The following is a 17,801-nucleotide window of genomic DNA, read 5'->3' on the forward strand; positions in this document are numbered from 1 at the left end:
GAGGCAAATACAATAGGAGGTGATGAATAATTGTTAATAGTTGTAGATCCTGGCCATGGTGGTTCTGACAGTGGCGCTATAGGATATGGCTATTTTGAAAAAGATATAAACTTAAGCGTATCTCTTAAATTGAGGAACGTCTTAGAAGCAAACAATGTAGATGTAATTTTGACAAGAGATAAAGATGTAACATTGGGGCTTAGCGAAAGGTGCGATATTGCCAATAAAAACAATGCAGATTACTTTGTTTCAATTCACTGTAACAGCTTTAAAGATTCTTCTGCGAAGGGGACAGAAACTTATTCATATCCTGGAAGCACTTCTGGAGCAAAATTGGCAAAAAGCGTGCAGCAAGCTATTGTGACAAATTTAAAAACAGCGGATAGAGGTGTAAAAACAGCTAACTTCTATGTATTACATTATACAAATATGCCATCAATATTAGTTGAATTAGGATTTATAACAAATAAGGATGATTTAGAGCTTCTTTTGAATAAACAAAATCTATATGCTGCATCTATTTCAAATGGAATATTAAATACTATAGGTTTAAAGCAGACAAATGATTCCAATGATATAGAAAAACTTCATCAAATGGGCATAATCTCTGATTATTACGATCCTGAAAGTTATGTAAAGTGGAAAGATATTGCAGGTGCATTATTAAAAATTATAGGGGGTTAAAGGAAATGAAAGACCTAATCATGACTATATTGACAGCAGGGCTGCAATTGGTGATACTTGCTACATTAGGCTATGTCATAAATTATTTGTATTCAAAGATAGGCACTGAAAAGACAAAAAGGTATTTCGATATAGCGAAAATGATTGTAAGAGGAGTAGAGCAGGAATTTGGTGTGGGAAATGGAGCTGATAAAAAAGCAGAAGCGGTAAACCTAATAAAGAAAATAGTGGGAAACAAGCTGACGGATGAAGAAATAGACAAATTAATTGAAGCCGCTGTATTTGAAATGAACTACGTATTAAATCTAAAAGGACTTAGCACCACAAGCAAAAAAGTTTAAAAAAAGAAGAAATGACTGTTGCAAGGCTACATAAAATAGCTTGCAACAGTCATTTCTTTACGCTTGTGTGATGACACTGTCGTTTTTTACTTTCGATTTTTCGCCTTCTGGCTTTGTAAGTTTAATTTTAGGGAGAACTAAATTTAGGATTATGCCTGCTAATGTTGCAGGACCGACGCCTTCAAACACGAAATTTCCTGATCCTATTTTGATGCCGCCAACACCGAGAGTTAAGATTACTGATGCTATTATCAAATTTCGACTGTCAGAAAAATCAACCTTATTTTCTACTAATGTTCTGATACCTGCGGCTGCAATCATTCCAAATAGGATTATGGTGACACCACCCATTACTGCTTGTGGTATAACCTGTATAAGTGCTCCTATCTTTTGAATAAAGCTTAAAAGTATCGCTATGACAGCGGCACCTTCTATGACTCTTGAGCTGTATACTTTTGTCATGGCTAAAACACCTATATTTTCACCATACGTCGTGCTTGGTGGACCACCAAACAGTGCAGCTATTGACGTTGCTAGGCCGTTTCCCAGCATCACTCTATGAAAACCTGGATCTTTTATTAAATCTTTATCGACTATATTTCCTATTACAAGAACGTGACCTAAATCTTCGATTATTGCAACTAATGCTAAAGGTGCAATCAATGTCACAGCACCCCATGCAAGCACAGGTGAATGACCAATAAGGAATGAAAATTTCGGTATAGCAATCCACGATGCTTTAGCGACGGGAGAAAAATCTACAAGACCTCTGAATATGGCGAAGATATAACCTCCGATAGTGCCTAATAGAATTGGTATAACTTTCATGAATCCTTTTCCAAACATGCTGAATATTATTACGAGAGCGGCTGTAACTAAAGCCGTAGGCAAATCTTTTTGTGCTTCTTGTATCGCTGTAGGTGCTAAGCTTAAGCCAATGATCATTACGACAGGACCCACTACTACAGATGGAAGAATCTTTTCAATCCAGTCTATGCCGGTTAAGCTTATTAGTATGAAAACTGCCACGTACACAAGTCCCGCGGCTATCATACCTGTGAAAGCTCCTCTTACGCCGTAAGCTTTGGTTGCTGCGATTATAGGAGCGATAAATGCAAATGATGAACCTAAGTATGCAGGTACTTTTCCTTTTGTCATTAGGTGAAATATTAATGTGCCAAGTCCTGATGTAAACAATGTTACGGCAGGGTCTAATCCTGTCAAAAGCGGTACAAGTATTGTTGCACCAAACATTGCAAATACATGCTGAAAGGACAGCGGAACAGCTTCGTTGATAGGCGGTACATCTTGTATACCGTAAAATTTGTTCTTCATGACGATTCCTCCTTTAATTTTTGGCATAAAAAAACCCTCTCAAGGAGGATAAACATATAGATATGCAGAAATATCGTTCCTCCTTTTTAGCCTCACTGGACTAATTTTAAAGGGTCTTATTAAACTACACAAATTATAACATATAAAAATAAGATTGTCTACATGATATTTTAAAGATAATTGATATTGCAATTTGTGCTGTTAAAACAAAAGCGTATTAAATGCCAAGGCTTACAAAAATCTTTTTTATTGAAATGGTTTGCAAAAAGTTTTATAATAAAAGTGTAGAGATTTCTTTTGGGATGTGGATATTTAATGATAGTTAAATTAAAAAATAGAAAGTTACTATATTTATTTTTTTTAAATATCCAATTAGATATTTGGAGGAGAATAACATGATTAAAAATCAGTGGTATGCAGTTTTAGACTCTAAAGAGCTAAAGAAAAATAAACCTATAGGTGTAACAAGATTTTCTCAAAAATTAGTGTTTTGGAGAGATGAGTTAGATAATATAAGTTGCATTTTTGATAAGTGTTGTCATAGAGGAGCTAGTTTAGCTCTTGGGAAAGTTGCAAATAATCATATACAATGTCCTTTCCATGGTTTTAAATATGACTCATCTGGAAAAGTTACTAGTATACCTGCAAATGGGAAAGACAGGCCAGTACTTAGTAATTTTAAAGTGAATTCTTATATAGCTAAAGAAGCCTATGGTTTTATATGGGTTTGGTATGGTGAGCCAAGAGAAAATTTGCCTAAAATAAAATTTTTTGAGGAATTAAAAGAAGGTTTTTCTTATGGTGGTTTTTCAGAAATTTGGAGAGTCCATTATACAAGGGCTATAGAAAATCAATTAGATGTAGTTCATTTACCTTTTGTTCACAATACAACTATTGGCAGAGGTAATAAAACTCTTGTCAATGGTCCTGTGGTAAAGTGGAATGAGGATTTAATGACATTTTATGTTAAAAATGAAGAGGATAATGGACAAACACCTCAAAAGCCCAATGAAATAGAAAACTATGAAAAACTTTTTAGTTTGCAGCTTCAAATGCCTAATCTGTGGCAAAATATAATATCTGATAAAGTTAGAATTGTAGCAGCTTTTGCACCGATAGATGAAGAAAATACTAAAATATATTTAAGATTTTATCAGAGTTTTATGAAACTGCCGGTTTTGAAACAAATTATAAACAATCTTAGTAGTATACCTAATAAAATTATTTTACATCAAGATAGAAGAGTTGTTTTAACCCAGCTACCAAAAAAAAGTGAACTTAAAATGGATGAGAATTTAATCCCTGGTGATTTGCCAATAATTGAGTTTAGAAGAAAAAGAGAAGAACTAAAAAAACAAGAAATAGAAAAAGAATCATAACGAAGGCTTGAAAGAAGTCTCCCATCCTTTATAAGTGGGAGATGAAACCTTATTTATATTTATTAATGAATCAAACTTTATAAATTTGAAATATTCAAGACTTGAAAGCGCATCAAAAATATACGAAGTTATGAATGATATTTCATCTAAGTTTGTTGATACCAAATAATGGATAAAGAGGCTTAATCAAGCCTCTTTCTAAATCTTAGTACAGCGATTAAAAATAACGCAAATCCAATAGATGTCATAATTATGATTTGGTTTAATAATATGTTTGTGTTGACTCCTTTTATTATTATTCCCCTCAATATGTCCAGGAAATATGTGAGTGGAATTACATCACTTATTGCTCTTATGACGGAAGGTATTTGCTCTCTTGAAAATATGAAACCTGATAAAATTATTGTGGGCAACAGCAACATAAAAGCTCCTTGCATTGCATGTGTCTGAGTCTTTGCTGCTGTCGATATAAGCATACCTATAGCGAGAGCACAAATTATGAAGTCAAAACCTAAAAGGAGCAGTAAAATAATGCTGCCATTTACAGGGATGCGGAACCAATAAATGCTTAAGGCAAAAACCATCATAAAATCTGTATATCCTATTTTTACCATCAGATTAGACAAATCGTAAGTTGCTTGAGATTGTTCTACCTTGAGATTTGCAATGTCTGTTTGTTCCTTAGGTCCGTTTTTGATTTGATTATAATTTAGTTTTGCCATATCAAGAGCTGCTTTTGCTTCTTTTGCTTGTTATTCATATTGGTTGACATCAAGCAAAGCTATCTTGTCTCCCTTTTTAACTTGTTCACCTGTACTAACGTATAAATCTAAGATACGTTTAGAAATTTCTGATTGAACGTTTACTGCTGTTGCTTCAATTGTCCCAGAATATTTATTTTCATTTAAAGCTGTATTCGACAAAGTGCATTAAGCTTATAAGCAAACCAGAGTAATGTGTATGATAATCATTTTTTATGAAATACTAATTTTAGCAAAATTTAATATTGTTTTATTTGAACGAGGAGGGTTAAATATTTATGACTGTCGAAATGAAATCTATGGATGGAAATACTGCTGCAGCGTACGCATCATACGCTTTTACAGAGGTTGCCGCTATATATCCCATCACTCCATCATCTCCAATGGCGGAGAGTGTAGATGAATGGGCTGCACATGGCAAAAAAAATATCTTTGGAGATACTGTCAAAGTGGTAGAGATGCAATCAGAAGCGGGTGCTGCAGGTGCAGTACATGGATCGCTGCAAGGAGGTGCACTGACGACTACATACACAGCATCACAGGGACTTCTCCTTATGATACCAAATATGTACAAAATTGCAGGAGAGCTTTTGCCTGGTGTTTTTCACGTAAGTGCCCGAGCAGTTGCCGCACACGCTCTATCAATTTTTGGAGACCATCAGGATGTGATGGCATGTAGGCAAACAGGTTTTGCTCTTCTTGCATCAAACAGCGTTCAAGAAGTGATGGACTTAGGGTGTATTGCACATCTTAGCGCAATTAAGTCGAGAGTGCCATTTTTGCACTTCTTTGACGGTTTTAGGACATCCCACGAAATAAAAAAGATTGAAGTGATTGATTACGAGGATCTAAAGAAACTTGTAGATTACAATGCAGTAAATGAATTCAGAAATAGAGCGTTAAACTCAGAACATCCTGTGATAAGAGGAACTGCTCAGAATCCCGATATATACTTTCAAGGAAGGGAAGCATCAAATAAGTTTTATGAAAAGGTACCAGATATAGTTGCGGAGTACATGGAAAAAATAAAAGAGCTGACAGGTAGAGAGTATCATTTGTTTGATTACTACGGTGCAAAAGATGCTGAATACGTAATAGTAGCGATGGGCTCTGTATGTGAGACAATTGAGGAAACGATTGATTATCTTTTGGGGTTAGGCGAGAAAGTTGGTCTTGTAAAAGTTAGGTTTTACAGGCCATTCTCAGAAAAACACTTTTTAAATGTTATTCCAAGCACAGTCAAAAGAATAGCAGTGTTAGACAGGACAAAAGAGCCTGGTTCTATCGGTGAGCCTTTATATCTTGATGTGGTAAAAGCATTTTTTGATAAACAAGATAAGCCTCTCATCGTAGGAGGCAGATACGGTTTAGGTTCAAAAGATACGACGCCGTCGCAAATCATAGCAGTGTATGAAAACCTTAAAAAATACAATCCGGTAGATAGGTTTACAATAGGTATAAAAGATGATGTGACTATGACATCTTTAGATACAGGTAGATTAATAGAGACTGTGCCGCAGGGAACTGTAAGCTGCAAATTTTATGGCTTGGGCTCAGATGGAACTGTTGGCGCAAATAAATCTGCCATAAAGATAATAGGTAATAATACAAATCTTTATGTGCAAGGTTATTTTCAGTATGACAGCAAAAAATCTGGAGGAACTACCATATCCCATTTGAGATTTGGCCAAAAACCTATAAAATCCAGCTATCTTGTGTATCATGCCGATTATATAGCATGCCATAACAAGTCTTTTATTTACAACTACGACATTTTAAAAGGACTAAAAAACGGTGGAACCTTTGTCTTAAACTGCCCTTGGAGTGAATCAGAACTTGACGAAAAACTTCCAGCATCTATGAGAAGGTACATTGCAAGAAATAAGATAAATTTCTATACAATTGACGCCATATCTATTGCAAGAGAAGTAGGCTTAGGCGGTAGGATAAACATGATAATGCAGACTGTGTTTTTTAGGCTTATCAATATAATACCATTTGAAGATGCCATTAGGTACTTAAAAGAATCTATACAAAAGACTTACGGCAGCAAAGGGCAAAACATAGTCGATATGAATATTAAAGCTGTTGACAGAAGTTTAGAATCATTAAGAAAAGTTAATGTTCCTGCTTCATGGGAAAATGCCATCGAAAATGAAGATTTTGTCAAGGATGAACCGGAATTTTTGACCAAAATACAAAAACCTATGGCAAGAAATGAAGGGGATGATCTGCCTGTAAGTGCTTTTTCAGGCATGGAAGACGGTACATTCCCATTGGGCACTACTGCATACGAGAAGCGTGGCATAGCTGTAATGATTCCTCAGTGGCAGATAGAAAAATGCATACAGTGCAATCAATGTTCATTGGTATGTCCTCATGCTGTTATAAGACCGTTTTTACTAAACGATGAAGAGGTGAAAAATGCACCACCTACTTTTGAGACCAAAAAAGCGGTAGGTAGAGGGCTTGAAGCGTTTCAGTATCGCATTCAGGTAAGTCCCTTAGACTGTACAGGATGTGGCAACTGTGCGGATGTGTGCCCAGCACCTGGAAAGGCACTTGTGATGATGCCAGCAGAGGGAGAAATAGAAAATCAAGCTGACAATTGGGAGTTTGCTGTAAAGATTAAACCAAAAGATAATGTGATGGAAAAGACTACATTGAAAGGCAGCCAGTTTTCTAAGCCTCTCTTTGAATTTAATGGAGCGTGCCCTGGCTGTGGAGAGACTCCTTACATAAAGCTATTGACTCAGTTGTTTGGCGATAGGATGATAATAGCAAATGCTACAGGGTGTTCTTCAATATACGGCGGAAGTGCACCATCAATACCATATACAACTAATGATTTAGGCAAAGGACCTGCGTGGGCAAATTCTCTTTTTGAGGACAATGCAGAGTACGGATATGGCATATATCTCGCAAACAAGAAAATAAGGCAGAGGCTTGGGGAATTAATCTCTGAAGCGCTTAAAACACAGATACCTGATGAATTGAAAAATGCTTTTGTAGAATGGCTAAACAATAAGGATGATGGTGAAGCATCTCAACTTGCATCCAGCAAAATCATAAATATAATTAGCCGTGAAAATTTAAAATCTAATAAAATAGTACAGGAGATATACAGACTGAAAGATTACCTTGTCAAGAAGTCCCATTGGATAATAGGTGGTGATGGATGGGCTTATGATATAGGTTTTGGAGGTCTGGATCATGTGTTGGCATCTGGAGAAGATGTAAATGTGCTTGTGCTGGATACTGAAGTTTACTCAAATACAGGAGGTCAGTCGTCAAAATCTACACCTACAGCGGCTATTGCAAAATTCGCAGCATCCGGCAAAAAAATAAAGAAGAAGGATTTAGGTTTGATGGCTATGAGCTATGGATACGTCTATGTGGCTCAGATTGCCTTGGGTGCAAATATGAATCATACGGTGAGGGCAATTGCTGAAGCTGAAAAGTATAAAGGTCCTTCACTTATAATTGCCTACTCTCCATGTATAAATCACGGTATAAAATCAGGAATGGGTACAAGCATTAAAGAAGAGAAAAAGGCAGTTGATGCGGGATATTGGCACCTTTATAGGTACAATCCGGAGCTTAAAGCCGAAGGGAAAAATCCATTTACATTGGATTCGAAAGAACCGACAGAGTCTTACATAGACTTCTTAAAAGGCGAAATAAGGTATTCATCATTGGAGACACTTTTCCCGGATTTGGCGCAAAAGCTGTATGATGAGTCTTCAAAAGACGCAAAAAAAAGATTTGAAATCTACAAGTCTCTTTCACAACTTTAAAAAGTATGGCCTCGGTTGCTGAGGCCATACTTTTACTTTTCGTTTTCATCTACCCATTCTTTTGCGTTTATGACTTCTATCTCATTTGGGATAGGCACTTTTGCCTTGCTGGCGTTTTCTTTAATGTTTGCCCATGAGGCTGTTTCATGCTTTTCAATAGGTTCTTTATAATATTTTTTGCTTTTTCTTATCATAATATCAACTCCTTAAAATGTAGTATAATCATTGTGTACTATTTTATTATGCAAATTTTAGGGGGTTTTTACATGATTATAAGAGGTCATCATTTTTTGTGTATGTTAGGCTTTAAAGGATTGGGATATGATGAGGAATTTATCAAAAACATGGATAAAGTCGTTGAAAAGCTTAAAAATGATGATGATGTGTTGATAAAGCTTGTGGATAGTGTGGATAACATTTGCGAGAAATGTCCCAATAATTTATCTGGCGTGTGCAAAAATGAACATCATAGAGATAGCATTAAAGAGATGGATAATGCTGTACTCAAAGTCATTCAAACAAGACCCGGAGAATCCATGAAATATAGCGAGATTGCGACTAATATAAAGTTATTTATGACTGAAGATATTATGAATGATATATGCCGTAATTGTAGTTGGAAAGAATATGGGTATTGTGTGGATGGATTGAAAAATTTGAGATGACTAGAAATGTTGGTATTTTTTTAATTGTGATTTGATGTTAAAATAAAATCAAAAGGGAAAAAGGAGGAAGTGGAAATAATATGACAGTAAGGAGCTTTTTAAAATTAGTTGAGATACAGACGAAGGCTGCCAGCGTGACACCGTTTATGCTGGGGACTGTGTATGCATTGTATGCTTTTCATGAATTCAAAGTTGTTAATTTTTTAATTATGTTTATTTCCCTAATATCGTTTGACATGGTTACTACCGCAATTAATAATTATATGGATTATAAAAAGGCAAATAAAACTTACGGGTATAATTATGAGAAGCACAATGCAATTGTAAGGGACAATCTATCTGAGACAACTGTTGTAATAACTATAGTTGTACTTCTTCTTGTAGCATCTGTGTCAGGATTTGCACTGTATTTGCGTACAAACTTAGTGGTGCTTCTAATCGGCATGATGTCATTTGCAGTTGGTATTTTGTATTCATTTGGACCTATACCTATATCCAGGATGCCACTGGGAGAAATCTTTTCAGGATTTTTTATGGGCTTTGTAATTGTATTTTTATCTGTTTTTATCCATGTATACGACAAAAATATAGCTTATGTTACATACAGCGATGGCATTTTAAATATATGGTTTAATGTGCTTGTTGTACTAAAAATTTTCTTCATGTCGTTACCGGCAGTGATGGGGATTGCCAATATCATGTTGGCAAACAACATATGCGATATTGAGGACGATTTAGAAAACAGGCGCTATACACTGCCTATATACATAGGAAAAGAAAAAGCCCTAAAATTATTTAAGGCTTTATACTATATTTCATACATCGACATAGTGGCTCTTGTGATTTTAAAGGTGCTGCCTTTATTGGGGCTTATTGTATTGTTGACATTTGCGCCTGTAAATAAAAATATGAGAAAATTTTACAAAGTCCAGACAAAGAAAGATACGTTTCCACTGTCTGTCAAAAACTTTTTAGTGATGAATATTGCTGAGATAATCGCATTAGGGCTGGGATTGATTTTATAGCCATCACAAATTCCTTTTTTCAAATTTTCTTGCTCCATAATACAGCAAAAAGCAAATATAAAAGGCAATGTATAAACAACTGTGGCACAAAAAGCATGAAAATTTATTTCATGCTTATCACTAATTGTTTAAACTGTGAAGTGGTGCAGGGATTCTTCCGCCTCTTTCTATAAAATCTTTCGGTGAAAAGCTGTTTACTTTCATAACAGGTGCATGGCCTAAAAGTCCGCCAAATTCTACATGGTCACCTTCTTTTTTGCCTGGTGCTGGGATGATTCTTACGGCAGTTGTCTTTTTGTTTATCATGCCTATTGCCATTTCGTCTGCTATTATGGCTGATATGGTCTCATAAGGTGTGTCACCTGGAATTGCTATCATATCAAGGCCAACTGAGCATACACATGTCATGGCTTCAAGTTTTTCTAATGATAAGGCGCCTGCTTCAACAGCTTCTATCATTCCAGCGTCTTCACTTACAGGTATAAATGCACCACTTAAACCTCCAACGTATGATGATGCCATCACACCGCCTTTTTTTACGGCGTCATTTAAAAGTGCTAGTGCAGCCGTTGTACCATGTGAACCGCATTTTGAAAGTCCCATTGATTCAAGTATGTTTGCTATGCTATCACCTGTTTCTGGCGTTGGAGCCAAAGATAGATCGAGTATTCCAAACGAAGTGTTTAGCCTTTGTGCCGCAAGACGCCCTATGAGTTCACCAGCTCTGGTAATCTTAAATGACGTCTTTTTTATTGTCTCCGAAATTTGGCCGAAATCGGCGGTTTTTGGAAGCTTTGAAAGTGCTGCCAATACCACACCTGGTCCGCTTACACCTACGTTTATGACGCATTCACCTTCACCGACGCCGTGAAAAGCCCCTGCCATGAATGGGTTGTCTTCTGGTGCGTTGCAAAATACTACAAGCTTTGCAGCACCTATGCCGTCGTTTTCTTTTGTTCGATACGCTGTATCTTTTATGATTTTTCCCATCAAAGCTACTGCATCCATGTTTATACCTGCTTTAGTCGTTGCTACATTTACAGATGAACAAACTCTTTCTGTTTCACTGAGAACTTGAGGGATTGAATTTATAAGGTTTAGGTCTCCATCTGTAAATCCTTTATGTACTAAAGCAGAATATCCGCCTATAAAGTTTACCCCTACATTTTTTGCAGCTTTATCAAGTGACGAAGCTATTTTAATAAACTCATCTTTTTCAATATTGTCTGCAACGATGGCGATAGGCGTCACAGATATGCGCTTATTGACAATAGGAATGCCAAATTCAGATTCTAATTCTTCGGCTACCTTTACGAGATTTTCGGCTTTTTTTGTGATTTTATCGTAGATCTTTTCAGCAATTGTGTCTGCATTGTCTCCTGAGCAATCTCTTAAACTTATGCCCATAGTTATTGTCCTTATATCAAGCTTTTCTGATTGGACCATCCTTATAGTTTCTTCTATTTCTTCAAAAGCAAAGCCCATTTTAATCATTCCTTTCAATAAAACATCATGTCTATAATCTGTGCATTGCTCTAAATATGTCTTCTTTCTGAATGTCGATTTTGACTCCTAAATTTTCGCCTAAATTTTTAAGTTCTTCTTTTAAGTTGTTAAAGTCATTTGAAGAATTTTTTATATCAACTATCATGATCATTGTAAAGATGTCCTTTAATATCGTTTGGCTGATGTCTAAGATATTGATGTTGTTTTCGGCTAATAATTTTGATACATTGTAAATTATGCCTACTCTGTCGACACCGATTACGGATATAATGGCTTTTTGTTCACTCATGATAAACACTCCCTCCATATTTGTACATAGTATACTATATGATGAATTTTCGTGCAATACATATATGATAATAAAATCTCAAAGAAATGAAGTGGGGAAATGAAGCATATCCCCACCTTATATCACTTTTGAATTATGTTTGTTGCACCGCATTGTTCCATTGTCTCTCTTATTTTAGACACTTCTTTCTTAGGTGCTTCGACTGTAATGAGTATTCCGGAGTCAGCGTCATCAATATAGAAGTCCGTATAAGGTCTTTTTTCACCTAAGCCTTCTCTTTCTGACTTTATATCTATAGCATTGTCAACCATAAAATCCATATCCTGCACAGATTTTTTCATATTTGTTATGATCATGTCTTTTCGATCGAAACCCATCTTTTTTAAACTGTCGACTAATGCGCTTGCCATACCTTGAGTAGGGAATACGGCCGTTATTTTCATAAAAACACCTCCACATTCTAATATTCCACATAATAGATTTAATTATAAAATGCGTTTTCTTTCTTTTGTTTTGTATTTACTTTGTTAAATTATTGTGGTATACTATCATTTAGTACCACCCCCTATCTAGGGGATATATGATGCATTTAATAAAAGGTGGTGACGAGATGGAAGCGAAAGAAAACATAATAAATAGATACGAAAAATTAGCTGAAGAAGATGACAATTTAAGCTGTGGCGGCAAGAATATCGTTTTGGCAGATTTAAAAGAAGGAGAAAATGTGCTTGATTTAGGATGTGGCAGAGGAAATGACGTTTTAAATGCTGCAAAGATAATAGGTGAAAGAGGAATTGCAGTAGGTCTCGATCTTACTGAAAAAATGATCGAAGAAGCTGAAAAAAACAGAAAGAAGCTTAATATAAAGAATGCTGAGTTTGTTGTAGGAGATGTTGAAAGCATACCACTTGAAAGTGAAAAGTTTGACGTTGTCATAAGCGATTGTGTGATAAATCATGCAAAAGACAAAGAGAGAGTTTATAAAGAAATTTACAGGGTTCTTAAAGCTGGTGGAAGATTTATTGTTTCAGACGTGGTGTCAAAAGATAGACTTCCAGATGAGATTGTAAATGACCCTGAAGCTTGGGCTGACTGCTTCGGCGGAGCTATTCCGGAGGAAGATTATATAAAAGCCATAAACAATGCAGGTTTTAAAGAAATAGAATATCTTAAAAAGCGTGAATACATGAAAAATGGATATCCAGTTGCAAGTATAACAATCAAAGGTATTAAAAGGTAGATATCTTGCATTAAAAGGAGGTGATTTAGGTGAAAGCTGTAACAAATAAGAATTCAAATTGCTGCACAACACAAAACAGCAGTGTTGCACAATGCTGCTCAAAGTCATCGAAGCTTGTTGTAGGCTGCCATGACTAAAAAAATGCGGTAGAATTTCTACCGCATAAATTAAGGAGTGATTTTATTGTACTTTAGTAAGTATAACATGATTCTACCTTTTAGTGAAGAGAAAAATGACTTTATTATTTTAAATTTGCTATCAGGTAGTTCAGATATTGCTTCAAAAGATGAGGTAGATAAGCTTTATGATATAAAATCGGGTAAGGATGTTTACGACATCGATTTTCTCGATTACGTCATTGACAGAGGATATGTATATGAAGAAAAAGAGCATGAGGATATAAGGATAAAAGAAGCGTATGAAGAATTTAAGGAGATAATGGATGAATCGCCAACACAGATATTGCTGGTGCCAACGTATGGATGTAATTTTTCTTGCATCTATTGCTACGAAAGAGGAATACCAACAAAGAAAGATTTAATAACGAAAGAGGCTGTAGATGCCTTTTTTGATGATATAAATGATAGGTTTAAGTTGGAGAAGGTAAGGCCGTACATTACGCTCTTTGGTGGAGAGCCTTTTATAGACACAGATGTTCAAAAAGACATTATTAATTATATTGTAGAAAAGAGCAAGCTGTACGGTTATGAGATAGCTGCAGTTACTAATGGTTACAATGTATTAGAGTATATAGACATCCTTAAAAAAGGGAATGTGAAAGAAATACAGGTAACTCTTGATGGGCCTAAGGAAGTCCACAACAGGCGAAGAAAGCTATTAGGCGGTGGAGATAGTTTTGAAAAGATTCTATTGGGAATTGACAGCCTAATCGAGAATGACATGCCTGTGAATTTAAGGGTTGTGGTTGATAAAGACAATTATTCTTATCTGCCGGAATTGGCAGAAATTCTTGATAAAAAAGGGTATCTCAATCTGGATGGTACTAAATTTAAGACGCAGATAGGCAGGAATTATGAGCTTTTCGAATGTTCCTTAAACCATCAAAGCCTTATGTCACAAGTGGAGCAGTGGGCTACATTTGTAGAGCTATCTAAAAAGTATTCAATACTTAAAAAATTTCATAAACCAGATTTTAAAGGCATGAGAAATGTGCTTGTTTCAGGTACTATGTATTCTCCTACATTTGATACATGTCCTGCTGGCAAAAAAGAATGGCTTTACGATTTGTACGGCGATATATATGGATGTACTGCAAGCTGCGGTAGGAAAGATTATCGCTTAGGTACTTTTTATCCTGAGAGAAGGATTTTTGATGATAAAGTTTTGCCGTGGAAAGAGAGAAACGTCTTAAATATACCACAGTGCAAAGAATGCCCTGTAAGTTTAGTTTGCGGCGGTGGCTGTGGAGTCGTCGCGAATGAAAGAAATGGCAGTATATTATCTCCTGATTGTAGAGACATAAAAAAATTATATGAATTAGGTGTTGAGTATTACAGAGATGAAGTATTAATTCAAGATTAAAAATTTTAAGGAGGATGTATTTATGGTAAGAGAAATCAATGCTAATGAATTTGAAGAGGTTGTTTTAAATTCTAAAAAGCCAGTTGTAGTAGATTTTTATTCTACTGATTGTCCACCGTGTGCCCAACTAAAACCGATATTTCATAGATTAGCCGATGTATATAAAGATCACATGGAATTTGTTGAAATATACAGACAAGGCAATAAAGATTTAGCATTAAGCCTTGGCGTAAAAGGAAGCCCTACACTTTTGTTCTTTAGAGACGGTAAAGAAACTGGTGAGAGATTAAATGGATATATTTCAAAGCCAGATCTTCGCAAGGCAGTAGAAAAGGTGATAGGTTTTTCACTTTTGGACAAAGAGCCAGAGAAGGTTGAGTGCGATGTTCTAATAATGGGCGGAGGACCTGCAGGTCTTACGGCTGCTTTGTACTCAGCAAGGGCAAACTTGAAGACGGTTGTCATAGATGAAGCAACTACAGGCGGTCAAGCAGCAAACACATATTATATAGAAAATTATCCTGGAACAGAAGGTCAGATCGAAGGAAAGAAATTGACGGAAAACATGAGAAAACAGGCAGAAAGCTTTGGTGCAATCATTGATGATTTAAAAGAAGTATTTGAGATTAAGCTTACTGACGATGAGAAATTTGTAAGAACAGAGGACAAGATATACTATCCTAAAGCTGTTATAATAGCTATGGGAGCGCAGCCAAGAAAGCTTCCTGCAGAAGGAGAAGCTGAATTCAGAGGAAAAGGCATTCACTATTGTGCAATATGCGATGGTGCAATGTATGAAGGAAAACACGTGGCTGTAATAGGTGGAGGCAATTCTGCCATTCAGGAAGCATTGTACCTTGCAAACATCGCTGACAAGGTAACGGTTATACACGAATTCGATAATTTACAAGCTTCAAATGTGCTGCAAGAAAAAGCCTTTACCAATCCTAAGATAAACTTTATTTGGGAGTCTCACGTTGTAAAGGCAAATGGAGATGGAATGCTTAAATCTCTGACGTACAAGAACCTAAAGACAGGTGAACTTAAAGATATAGAAGTTGATGGCGTATTTGTCTACATTGGTCTTACACCTAAGACAGACATATTCAAGGGAATACTTGAGTTAAATCAATATGGCTACATCAAAGCAGATGAGGATCTAATGACAAATGTGAAAGGCGTATTTGTTGCTGGTGATATAAGAGATAAAAAGATAAGGCAAGTTGTCACTGCAGCAGGAGATGGAGCCGTTGCTGCTGTAAGCGCAGAAAGGTATATACAGGAGCTGTGATTTTGCATACTTTTAAAAAGTATGAAAGGAGATAATGATGGAGTGCTGCGAGACAAAGTACATGGAAAATTGCATGATATGTGGGAAGCCGCTCATGTATTTAGAAAAGCCAGTATTGAAAAGATGCGAATACTGTGGTATAGAAGAATTAACTCTTGCCCACTGTACGGATGGGCACTACGTTTGCGACAAATGTCACGCAAAGGACGGCATTGAGGTCATAAAGGATTATTGTCTGTCTACAGATTCTAAAGACCCTATGGAGATTGTGGAAAATATCATGTCAGACAGCAGGATACCAATGCATGGACCAGAACATCATGCATTGGTTCCTGCAGCAATAGTCACGGCTTACAAAAATTTGACAGGAAAAGTTTCTGACGAGGATATCTTAGAGGCCGTAAACCGTGGGAAAGAGATTCCTGGCGGAGCATGTGGTTATTATGGTGCCTGTGGTGCGGGTATTGGAATCGGTGTTGCTATTTCCGTCATTTACAAAGCTACACCTCTTACACCTCTTAAAAGGACTAAGGCACATTTAGCTGTTGCAAGTGCCCTTAAAAGCATCGGTGAAGCTGGTGGTGCCAGATGTTGTAAGAAATGTACAAGGATATCAATAGAAGAAGCAGTAGAATTTTTTGAAAAAGAATTGAATGTCAAATTTCCTACAACTTTTGAAAGGACAGATGATTGTAATTACTCAAAGAGAAACAGGGAATGCTATTATATGTGCAAGTACAGAGACGTGGAAAAGTCAGAAAGGAGTGTGAAATATGGGTCTTGACATCACTAAAGAAGTGGCTTATTCATTTGCTGAAGCTGTGGAAAAGGTTAAAGAAGCTTTGAAAGGCGTAGGATTTGGAATATTAGTAGAGATTGACATGAAAGATACGATAAAAAAGAAAATAGGCAAGGATATGATGAACTACGTCATACTTGGTGCCTGCAATCCCACTTATGCTTACGAGGTATTAAACATTGACCCCGAAGTAGGGCTTTTGCTGCCTTGCAATGTGATTGTGTACGAAAAAAGCGATGGCAGTGTAGTTGTATCGGCAATTGATCCTTTAAAGGCATTGCCTTCTAATGATGAAAAATTGTCTAAAATTGCAGAAGAAGTTGCTGATAAGTTGAAAAAAGCCATAGATGTGCTGTAGAATAACATTAGAGGTGATACAGTTGGCAATTGATATTGAATCAGATTTGAAACGGGCTTTAGATCTATTGGGTGAAGGACATGTGTTTGCGCTGGACGTAGGTACTGGTAGAGCACGTATGGCTTACGCATTGGCCAGGTACGGCTATGATGTGGTGTCGTTAGAGTACAATATTGACACGCTAAAAAAAGCTAAAGAAATCATAAGCAATGAAGATGTGGAAGGCAAAATCTTGTTTGTGCATGGTGATGCACATAGGATGCCGTTTATTGATGAATCTTTTGAGGTTGTCGCATCTTACAATGCAATGCACCACATGAGCGACTATAATGTTGCCATTGATGAGATGGTGAGAGTACTGAGAAAAGGCGGCAAGATATTGATAACAGAGCTTAACGATGTAGGCAAGGAAAGAGTTGCCGAATCTCACAGGCAAAGAGGAAGCCATCATGAAGCAAAAATAGACATTTACGATGTAGTAAATTACCTTAAAGATAAGCACAATATTGTAGGTGAGATTTCTAAAGGAGAATTTATCGACATATTTTACGGAGTAAAATAAATCAGGATAAATTTGGTTGTTGACAAATCTACAAAATATGATAAAATATGATATGTCTTAGGCCCCGTGGTCAAGTGGTTAAGACATCGCCCTTTCACGGCGGTAACATGGGTTCGAATCCCGTCGGGGTCACCAAATTTGAATATTACGAAGGAAGCTACAAAATTGTAGCTTTTTTTATTTTATTTATATAAAATGTCGTCAAAAAAATTTAAGCTACCACCATA

The 17,801-nt window shown here is 36.3% G+C and carries 19 protein-coding genes and 1 tRNA gene; 13 read left to right on the forward strand and 7 right to left on the reverse strand.

What is annotated here, in order from left to right:
- The first annotated feature begins 30 nt into the window (after nt 1-30).
- Both THEXY_RS01255 and THEXY_RS01260 read left to right on the forward strand, forming a co-directional pair.
- Nucleotides 31-684 carry an N-acetylmuramoyl-L-alanine amidase family protein gene (locus THEXY_RS01255; RefSeq protein WP_013787053.1) on the forward strand — a complete coding sequence of 218 codons (654 nt, stop codon included), beginning with the start codon at nt 31-33 and terminating at the stop codon, nt 682-684.
- Nucleotides 685-689: 5 nt separating this feature from the next.
- Nucleotides 690-1,025 carry a phage holin gene (locus THEXY_RS01260; RefSeq protein ID WP_013787054.1) on the forward strand — a complete coding sequence of 112 codons (336 nt, stop codon included), beginning with the start codon at nt 690-692 and terminating at the stop codon, nt 1,023-1,025.
- A gap of 57 nt (nt 1,026-1,082) precedes the next feature.
- On the opposite strand, the gene THEXY_RS01265 is transcribed toward THEXY_RS01260, so the two are convergent.
- Nucleotides 1,083-2,360, reverse strand: a complete 1,278-nt coding sequence (locus THEXY_RS01265) for a uracil-xanthine permease family protein (RefSeq protein ID WP_013787055.1) — start codon at nt 2,358-2,360, stop codon at nt 1,083-1,085.
- Between the two features lie 395 nt (nt 2,361-2,755).
- Between THEXY_RS01265 and THEXY_RS01270 the strand changes: the two genes are divergently transcribed.
- Nucleotides 2,756-3,739, forward strand: a complete 984-nt coding sequence (locus THEXY_RS01270; RefSeq protein ID WP_013787056.1) for an aromatic ring-hydroxylating oxygenase subunit alpha — start codon at nt 2,756-2,758, stop codon at nt 3,737-3,739.
- 182 nt (nt 3,740-3,921) lie between these two features.
- On the opposite strand, the gene THEXY_RS12610 is transcribed toward THEXY_RS01270, so the two are convergent.
- On the reverse strand, nt 3,922-4,461 hold the full coding sequence (locus THEXY_RS12610) for an ABC transporter permease (protein WP_230197613.1): 540 nt from the start codon (nt 4,459-4,461) through the stop codon (nt 3,922-3,924).
- A gap of 30 nt (nt 4,462-4,491) precedes the next feature.
- Nucleotides 4,492-4,662: a biotin/lipoyl-binding protein gene (locus THEXY_RS12690; RefSeq protein WP_230197614.1), complete on the reverse strand. Its 171-nt coding sequence runs from the start codon at nt 4,660-4,662 to the stop codon at nt 4,492-4,494.
- A gap of 116 nt (nt 4,663-4,778) precedes the next feature.
- Between THEXY_RS12690 and nifJ the strand changes: the two genes are divergently transcribed.
- Nucleotides 4,779-8,297 (forward strand): pyruvate:ferredoxin (flavodoxin) oxidoreductase, encoded by a 3,519-nt coding sequence (gene nifJ, locus THEXY_RS01280; protein WP_013787057.1) that lies wholly within the window; start codon nt 4,779-4,781, stop codon nt 8,295-8,297.
- Between the two features lie 32 nt (nt 8,298-8,329).
- Here the strand turns inward: nifJ and THEXY_RS12285 are convergent, their stop codons facing one another.
- Nucleotides 8,330-8,491, reverse strand: coding sequence for a CDIF630_02480 family spore surface protein (locus THEXY_RS12285; RefSeq protein WP_013787058.1), 162 nt, complete (start codon nt 8,489-8,491; stop codon nt 8,330-8,332).
- 72 nt (nt 8,492-8,563) lie between these two features.
- On the opposite strand from THEXY_RS12285, the gene THEXY_RS01285 reads away from it, so the two are divergent.
- The gene (locus tag THEXY_RS01285) at nt 8,564-8,962 is read left to right on the forward strand and encodes a DUF1284 domain-containing protein (RefSeq protein ID WP_013787059.1); all 399 of its coding nucleotides are present in this window, start codon (nt 8,564-8,566) and stop codon (nt 8,960-8,962) included.
- An 80-nt stretch (nt 8,963-9,042) separates the two neighbouring features.
- Entirely contained in the window at nt 9,043-9,987 is a 945-nt protein-coding gene (menA, locus tag THEXY_RS01290; protein ID WP_013787060.1) for a 1,4-dihydroxy-2-naphthoate polyprenyltransferase, read from the forward strand.
- A 120-nt stretch (nt 9,988-10,107) separates the two neighbouring features.
- Here menA and THEXY_RS01295 read toward each other — a convergent pair whose 3' ends face one another.
- From THEXY_RS01295 to THEXY_RS01305, 3 genes are all read right to left on the reverse strand, one after another.
- Complete coding sequence (locus THEXY_RS01295) at nt 10,108-11,472, reverse strand: PFL family protein (RefSeq protein ID WP_013787061.1); 1,365 nt, start codon at nt 11,470-11,472, stop codon at nt 10,108-10,110.
- A 31-nt stretch (nt 11,473-11,503) separates the two neighbouring features.
- The gene (locus THEXY_RS01300) at nt 11,504-11,782 is read right to left on the reverse strand and encodes an ACT domain-containing protein (RefSeq protein WP_013787062.1); all 279 of its coding nucleotides are present in this window, start codon (nt 11,780-11,782) and stop codon (nt 11,504-11,506) included.
- 122 nt (nt 11,783-11,904) lie between these two features.
- The gene (locus tag THEXY_RS01305) at nt 11,905-12,225 is read right to left on the reverse strand and encodes a hypothetical protein (RefSeq protein ID WP_013787063.1); all 321 of its coding nucleotides are present in this window, start codon (nt 12,223-12,225) and stop codon (nt 11,905-11,907) included.
- Nucleotides 12,226-12,365: 140 nt separating this feature from the next.
- Here THEXY_RS01305 and THEXY_RS01310 point away from each other — a divergent pair, with 140 nt between their 5' ends.
- From THEXY_RS01310 to THEXY_RS01340, 7 genes are all read left to right on the forward strand, one after another.
- Nucleotides 12,366-13,022, forward strand: coding sequence for a methyltransferase domain-containing protein (locus tag THEXY_RS01310; protein ID WP_230197615.1), 657 nt, complete (start codon nt 12,366-12,368; stop codon nt 13,020-13,022).
- 174 nt (nt 13,023-13,196) lie between these two features.
- Nucleotides 13,197-14,564: a radical SAM/SPASM domain-containing protein gene (locus THEXY_RS01315; protein WP_230197616.1), complete on the forward strand. Its 1,368-nt coding sequence runs from the start codon at nt 13,197-13,199 to the stop codon at nt 14,562-14,564.
- Nucleotides 14,565-14,586: 22 nt separating this feature from the next.
- On the forward strand, nt 14,587-15,855 hold the full coding sequence (gene trxB / locus THEXY_RS01320) for a thioredoxin-disulfide reductase (RefSeq protein ID WP_013787066.1): 1,269 nt from the start codon (nt 14,587-14,589) through the stop codon (nt 15,853-15,855).
- Between the two features lie 37 nt (nt 15,856-15,892).
- Nucleotides 15,893-16,639 carry a DUF5714 domain-containing protein gene (locus tag THEXY_RS01325; RefSeq protein WP_013787067.1) on the forward strand — a complete coding sequence of 249 codons (747 nt, stop codon included), beginning with the start codon at nt 15,893-15,895 and terminating at the stop codon, nt 16,637-16,639.
- The gene (locus tag THEXY_RS01330) at nt 16,629-17,012 is read left to right on the forward strand and encodes a DUF302 domain-containing protein (protein WP_013787068.1); all 384 of its coding nucleotides are present in this window, start codon (nt 16,629-16,631) and stop codon (nt 17,010-17,012) included. The genes THEXY_RS01325 and THEXY_RS01330 overlap by 11 nt, the downstream gene beginning before the upstream one ends.
- 13 nt (nt 17,013-17,025) lie before the next feature.
- Nucleotides 17,026-17,574 carry a class I SAM-dependent methyltransferase gene (locus tag THEXY_RS01335; protein ID WP_230197617.1) on the forward strand — a complete coding sequence of 183 codons (549 nt, stop codon included), beginning with the start codon at nt 17,026-17,028 and terminating at the stop codon, nt 17,572-17,574.
- 60 nt (nt 17,575-17,634) lie between these two features.
- Nucleotides 17,635-17,709, forward strand: a tRNA-Glu gene (locus tag THEXY_RS01340).
- Nucleotides 17,710-17,801 lie beyond the last annotated feature (92 nt).

The sequence above is a fragment of the Thermoanaerobacterium xylanolyticum LX-11 genome (assembly GCF_000189775.2).
GTDB lineage: Bacteria > Bacillota > Thermoanaerobacteria > Thermoanaerobacterales > Thermoanaerobacteraceae > Thermoanaerobacterium > Thermoanaerobacterium thermosulfurigenes.

Coding starts and splice junctions, on each gene's coding strand:
- THEXY_RS01260 (WP_013787054.1), top strand. CDS start 690: ATGAAAGACCTAATCATGACTATATTGACAGCAGGGCTGCAATTGGTG.
- THEXY_RS01265 (WP_013787055.1), bottom strand. CDS start 2,360: ATGAAGAACAAATTTTACGGTATACAAGATGTACCGCCTATCAACGAA.
- THEXY_RS01270 (WP_013787056.1), top strand. CDS start 2,756: ATGATTAAAAATCAGTGGTATGCAGTTTTAGACTCTAAAGAGCTAAAG.
- THEXY_RS12610 (WP_230197613.1), bottom strand. CDS start 4,461: ATGGCAAAACTAAATTATAATCAAATCAAAAACGGACCTAAGGAACAA.
- nifJ (WP_013787057.1), top strand. CDS start 4,779: ATGACTGTCGAAATGAAATCTATGGATGGAAATACTGCTGCAGCGTAC.
- THEXY_RS12285 (WP_013787058.1), bottom strand. CDS start 8,491: ATGATAAGAAAAAGCAAAAAATATTATAAAGAACCTATTGAAAAGCAT.
- THEXY_RS01285 (WP_013787059.1), top strand. CDS start 8,564: ATGATTATAAGAGGTCATCATTTTTTGTGTATGTTAGGCTTTAAAGGA.
- menA (WP_013787060.1), top strand. CDS start 9,043: ATGACAGTAAGGAGCTTTTTAAAATTAGTTGAGATACAGACGAAGGCT.
- THEXY_RS01295 (WP_013787061.1), bottom strand. CDS start 11,472: ATGGGCTTTGCTTTTGAAGAAATAGAAGAAACTATAAGGATGGTCCAA.
- THEXY_RS01300 (WP_013787062.1), bottom strand. CDS start 11,782: ATGAGTGAACAAAAAGCCATTATATCCGTAATCGGTGTCGACAGAGTA.
- THEXY_RS01305 (WP_013787063.1), bottom strand. CDS start 12,225: ATGAAAATAACGGCCGTATTCCCTACTCAAGGTATGGCAAGCGCATTA.
- THEXY_RS01310 (WP_230197615.1), top strand. CDS start 12,366: ATGCATTTAATAAAAGGTGGTGACGAGATGGAAGCGAAAGAAAACATA.
- trxB (WP_013787066.1), top strand. CDS start 14,587: ATGGTAAGAGAAATCAATGCTAATGAATTTGAAGAGGTTGTTTTAAAT.
- THEXY_RS01325 (WP_013787067.1), top strand. CDS start 15,893: ATGGAGTGCTGCGAGACAAAGTACATGGAAAATTGCATGATATGTGGG.
- THEXY_RS01330 (WP_013787068.1), top strand. CDS start 16,629: ATGGGTCTTGACATCACTAAAGAAGTGGCTTATTCATTTGCTGAAGCT.